Below are 4,547 nucleotides of genomic sequence, written 5' to 3'. Positions count from 1 at the left end.
TTGCACTCTTGATGCACTTCTCGAGCATCCGAGCCCCACGCTGGGGTTGGAACTTGAGGGTGTCAAGTGCTTCGTCGGCGTACATGCCTCGGACCAAGTTCGCCAGAAGACGCACTTTCTGTGCGCTGATTCTCGCGTTCCGGTAATGTGCTGTGAAACTTGCCATAACTTATCTCGTGTTCGGTTACACCAACGTGTTACTTCTTGCCGCCCTTGCCGCCGTGACCCTTGAAGGTACGCGTCGGAGCAAATTCGCCTAATTTGTGTCCAACCATGTCTTCGGAAACAAGCACCTTCACGTGCTTGCGGCCATCGTGAACCATGAACGTGATGTTCACGAACTCAGGAACGATCGTGCAAGCACGAGCCCAAGTCTTGATTGGTTCGGCACGTCCACCATCGAGTTGCTTTTGGACCTTGAAGAACAACTTCGGGTCGACGAACGGGCCTTTTTTGCTGCTGCGGCTCATAAATCAATCAATTTCAAAATGCCAGGCTCAAACCAACGCTGCTTTGAACCCAGAGGAAAGTGTTCCTGGTGAATGTCTTACTTGTGTAGCTTCAGCTGGCCATAACGACGACTCTTGCGTCGGCGTACGATCGAGCTGTTGCTTGGTTTGCGTTTCTGGCGAGTCGCTCCACCCTTGGCACTCTTGCCTTGAGGGCTAACTGGATGACGGCCGCCCTTGGTTCGACCTTCACCACCACCGTGCGGGTGATCGATCGGGTTCATCGCGGTACCGCGAACGTGCGGACGACGTCCCAACCATCGTGAACGACCTGCTTTACCAAGCCGAACGTTCATGTGGTCGCTGTTGCCAACCTGACCGATGGTCGCTCGGCAAACACTTGGAATACGACGGATTTCACCGCTTGGCAATGAAATTTGAGCCCAATCAGCTTCGCGAGCCATCAACGTCGCCTGCGTTCCAGCAGATCGACAGAGCGTGGCACCCCGTCCGGCACGCAACTCGATGCAGCACACCGAAGTTCCCAGTGGGATAAACTTCAGCGGCAAACAGTTGCCTACGACAGGAGCGGCTTCGGGGCCATTGTGTACGGTATCGCCAGCTTTCAATCCAGCAGGGGCAACCACATAACTCTTCTCGCCGTCAGCGTATTTCAGCAATGCGATACGCGCCGAACGATTAGGGTCATATTGTACGGAATCGACGACCGCAGGCATCCCGTCTTTTGCACGACGGAAATCGATGACGCGGTACTTTTGCTTGTGACCGCCACCGCGGTGACGTGCTGTGATCTTGCCCTGGTTGTTGCGGCCGCCCGTTTTTCGCTTCGGTCGAAGCAAATTTCGCTCTGGCTTGGCACCAGGAGTCAAATCGGCAAAGTCGCTTACTGACGCGTTTCGGCGTCCAGCACTTGTCGGTTTGTAGACTCGGATTCCCATGATGATTCAGTCAGCAGTTAACAGTTTGCAGTGGTCAGTGATATTCGATGGTCGCAGCAATCGGGCTGCTGCGGTGTGTGCTAGAAGAAGTCGATGCGGTGATCTTCACCGAGCTTGACAATTGCCTTCTTCCAGTCCGCGGTGCGGCCGGCACGGAAACGATAGCGACGTGTTTTGCCCTTCCGCGTCTGCGTGCGAACCTTTTCAACCTTGACGTTGAACAGAGTCTCGACAGCCTTCTTCACGTCCAGCTTGGTAGCGTCGCGGTGAATTTGGAAAGCGTATTGGTTGTTTCGGGTTGCCCGGTGAACCCCTTTTTCAGTCACGAGCGGGCGAAGCAGAACCTGGTGTGGTTCCAGCTCGATCGGACTTGTGGGTGCGGGTGGTGTAATGTGTGCCATGGTTTCTTCGCTCGGCTAATACGTTGTTTGTTCTGCGGTTGCGACAGTTCGATCCGCGGATGGATGCCGCGGGATCGCTCGCTTGCGAGTAGGGCTTTCCCCCTTACTCGGCACTGGCTTGTGTACCAGCGAATGTTCCGTCTTTGATCTTGTCCATCGCGTCTTTGGTGACCAACATCCGCTTGGGACGCAAGACTTCCAACGCGTTCAGGTCGCGAACCGGGTGGACGCTAACGCCTTCGATGTTGCGGCCGCTCTTGTAAACAACCATGTCTTGGTCGGCGGTGGCAACCAAAGTGCTCGAGCCTTCCAGCCCCAGGGCCTTTAGGATCGTTGCCATCTCTTTTGTCTTCGGCTTTTCAAAGCCGAGGTTGTCGATTACCAGTACTTCGCCGTCATCGATCTTCGAGCGGATTGCCATGCGAGTCGCCAACCGAATCGCCTTTTTAGGCAGTCGGTAGCTGTAGTCGCGAGGCTTCACGGTTCGAGCCACACCGCCGCCACGGCGAACATTGGTTCGCTTGCTGCCGGCACGAGCGTTGCCCGTTCCTTTTTGGCGGTACATCTTTTTGGTTGTGCCGCTCACTTGTCCGCGAGTCCGAGTGTTGTGTGATCCCTGGCGTTTGTTTGCCTGGTACATCACAACCACATCGTGCAACAATTGCTTGTTGACGCGGTTCGCGATTGTTTCGGTATCAATATCGTACTGACCGACTTCGCCGCCGGTAGCATTGTAAATGGTTAGAGATGCCATCGGATGCTTTAACCCACCTTGTTAGTTTGGCGGACCGAAACGAAACCACCGTTGGGGCCAGGAACGGCACCACGGACGAGCAACAAATTGTTCTCGGCGTCGATGCGTACCAATTCCAGGTTTCGTACAGTCGTCTTTGTGTTGCCGTATTGACCTGCCATCGCCAGGCCCTTGAAAACGCGGCTCGGTGCTGCCGAACAGCCCGTGCTACCCGCGTAACGATGACACTTCTTGACACCGTGCGACGCTCGTTGGCCAGCAAAGTTGTGTCGTTTCATGACACCCGCGTAACCGCGACCCTTGCTTGTGCCGGTAACGTCGACTTTCTTGACTTCGGCGAACTGGTCAACCGTTACGGTTGCACCAACTTCGAGTTCGCTTTCGCCTCGGAATTCGCGGATGTATCGTTGCGGCTCGCAACCTGCCTTGGCAGTCGCTTCAACGCCTGCGGCGGCGCGACTCTTGCTTCGCTTGCTGTCTAGCTTGGCGACGTGCCCTCGCTCGCTGCGAATCGCGAGGCGGCGTGGTTTATCTTCGAATCCCAATTGAACTGCTCGGTAACCGTCACGCTCTTCGCTACGAAGTTGCAGGACATGGCAGGGGCCCGCCTGGATAACCGTTACCGGTACCGACGTGCCGTCTTCCAGGAAGACCTGAGTCATCCCGACCTTTCTGCCGAGAATTGATGGTGACATATCTTTCATCTCGCCCCGTTATTCCGCGGGACGTCCGTCGTTCGTGTTTTGGAACCCAAGATCGTCGAGACGAACCTGCAGTGCTTGAGATGCGTCGCAACTGATGTGCGAGGCGAGGCTCTGTGGTTATCGAATCGACTTCCGTTCATTTCGGAAACCGTTGCTTCTTAAAACTGAGTGCAAATATTGCCGGGGAACAACCAACGAAACGCTAGAGGGTTTCGGAAGACTTGCCCTTTGTTTTGGACAACAGGCAGTCCCGCTCGGCGATTGACCAGTCGGCTTTAGCGTGCTGATGCCTTGATTTTGATATCAACACCGGCCGGAAGGCTTAATTTGTTTAGTGCTTCGATCGTCTTGGCAGTAGCCTGGACAATGTCAATGAGACGCTTGTGCGTCCGGATCTCGTATTGTTGCCGAGATTTCTTATTTACAAAAGGGCCCGACAATACCGTGTATCGCTCAATGCGAGTTGGCAATGGAATCGGTCCATGTACTTCGCTGTGTGTACGCTTTACCGTATCGACGATTTCCTGTGCACTAATATCCAGCACAGAGTGATCGTATGCCTCCATACGAATTCGGATAACCTCACTAGCACCGGCTGACACGATCGCAAGTCCGTCGAAAAATAGGATAAAGGGATTTGTTTTGTCGTCGTCATGCTTGGCTGTTGTTTACGCTAGCCAGGCACGCTAGAACACTCTTGTCCCGGAGCGATTGTTCGCCCAGGTGGAAGGCGGAGAATTTACGTGTGATTTCCTGTTGCGTCAACGGCTGTTGAACGTTTCGTGAAAATTCTTTTCATTTTCTCTTTCAGTTAACACGCGTAAGGGGATCGGTATGCGGTTTGGGAGCGGGTTTTGCTAGTAAAATACGGGGTTTTACGAGGGTTCACACTGCTGATCGGAATCGTGCCGCTTTGCTTGTTAATTACCGCGAGTCAGCTTCGACCGAGTGAGCAAGGGCTCGGGACACATCAACAGCTCGGCCTTCCCCCATGCTCGTCCCGAATTATTTTTGGGATTCGCTGCCCTGCATGCGGGATGACGACCTCTTGGTCTCACTTTACCCATGGTCATTGGTGGCAAAGTGTCCAAGCGAATGTGGGCGGCTTCTTGCTTGCGATTGTGGCTTGTATGGTCGTGCTGGTATCAGCGGCTTGCTTCATCAATCCCCGTTTGGATGTCATGCGATATCAAAAATCCGCAGCGATTACCGGATTGGCAATCGCATTGATCACGCTATGCGATTGGCTCGTTCGCCTGTATCGCTGAGCTTTTCCTGCA

General features: G+C 54.2%; 8 protein-coding genes. 1 reads left to right on the top strand and 7 read right to left on the bottom strand.

The genetic code is table 11. The annotated features are described in order from the left end of the window. The 7 genes from RMSM_RS18205 to rpsJ form a co-directional block, all read right to left on the bottom strand. On the bottom strand, positions 1-166 hold a 166-nt coding region (locus RMSM_RS18205; protein WP_315850152.1), incomplete at its 3' end, for a large ribosomal subunit protein uL22. 31 nt (positions 167-197) lie between these two features. Next, the gene (gene rpsS, locus RMSM_RS18200) at positions 198-470 is read right to left on the bottom strand and encodes a 30S ribosomal protein S19 (RefSeq protein WP_008699432.1); all 273 of its coding nucleotides are present in this window, start codon (positions 468-470) and stop codon (positions 198-200) included. A gap of 77 nt (positions 471-547) precedes the next feature. Then, positions 548-1,408 (bottom strand): 50S ribosomal protein L2, encoded by an 861-nt coding sequence (gene rplB, locus RMSM_RS18195; protein WP_008699431.1) that lies wholly within the window; start codon positions 1,406-1,408, stop codon positions 548-550. A gap of 80 nt (positions 1,409-1,488) precedes the next feature. Continuing rightward, positions 1,489-1,809 carry a 50S ribosomal protein L23 gene (gene rplW, locus RMSM_RS18190; protein WP_040767900.1) on the bottom strand — a complete coding sequence of 107 codons (321 nt, stop codon included), beginning with the start codon at positions 1,807-1,809 and terminating at the stop codon, positions 1,489-1,491. A gap of 103 nt (positions 1,810-1,912) precedes the next feature. Continuing rightward, positions 1,913-2,563: a 50S ribosomal protein L4 gene (rplD, locus tag RMSM_RS18185; RefSeq protein WP_008699427.1), complete on the bottom strand. Its 651-nt coding sequence runs from the start codon at positions 2,561-2,563 to the stop codon at positions 1,913-1,915. Between the two features lie 8 nt (positions 2,564-2,571). After that, positions 2,572-3,225, bottom strand: a complete 654-nt coding sequence (rplC, locus tag RMSM_RS18180; protein WP_040767902.1) for a 50S ribosomal protein L3 — start codon at positions 3,223-3,225, stop codon at positions 2,572-2,574. 317 nt (positions 3,226-3,542) lie between these two features. Beyond that, positions 3,543-3,869, bottom strand: a complete 327-nt coding sequence (rpsJ, locus tag RMSM_RS18175; RefSeq protein ID WP_081614220.1) for a 30S ribosomal protein S10 — start codon at positions 3,867-3,869, stop codon at positions 3,543-3,545. 303 nt (positions 3,870-4,172) lie between these two features. Between rpsJ and RMSM_RS43440 the strand changes: the two genes are divergently transcribed. Next, positions 4,173-4,535: a DUF2752 domain-containing protein gene (locus tag RMSM_RS43440; RefSeq protein ID WP_261340343.1), complete on the top strand. Its 363-nt coding sequence runs from the start codon at positions 4,173-4,175 to the stop codon at positions 4,533-4,535. The last annotated feature ends 12 nt before the right edge of the window (positions 4,536-4,547 follow it).

Origin of the sequence: Rhodopirellula maiorica SM1, from assembly GCF_000346295.1 — a bacterium.
Classification (GTDB): Bacteria; Planctomycetota; Planctomycetia; order Pirellulales; family Pirellulaceae; genus Novipirellula; species Novipirellula maiorica.
This window is presented reverse-complemented; position numbering and strand designations above follow the sequence as displayed.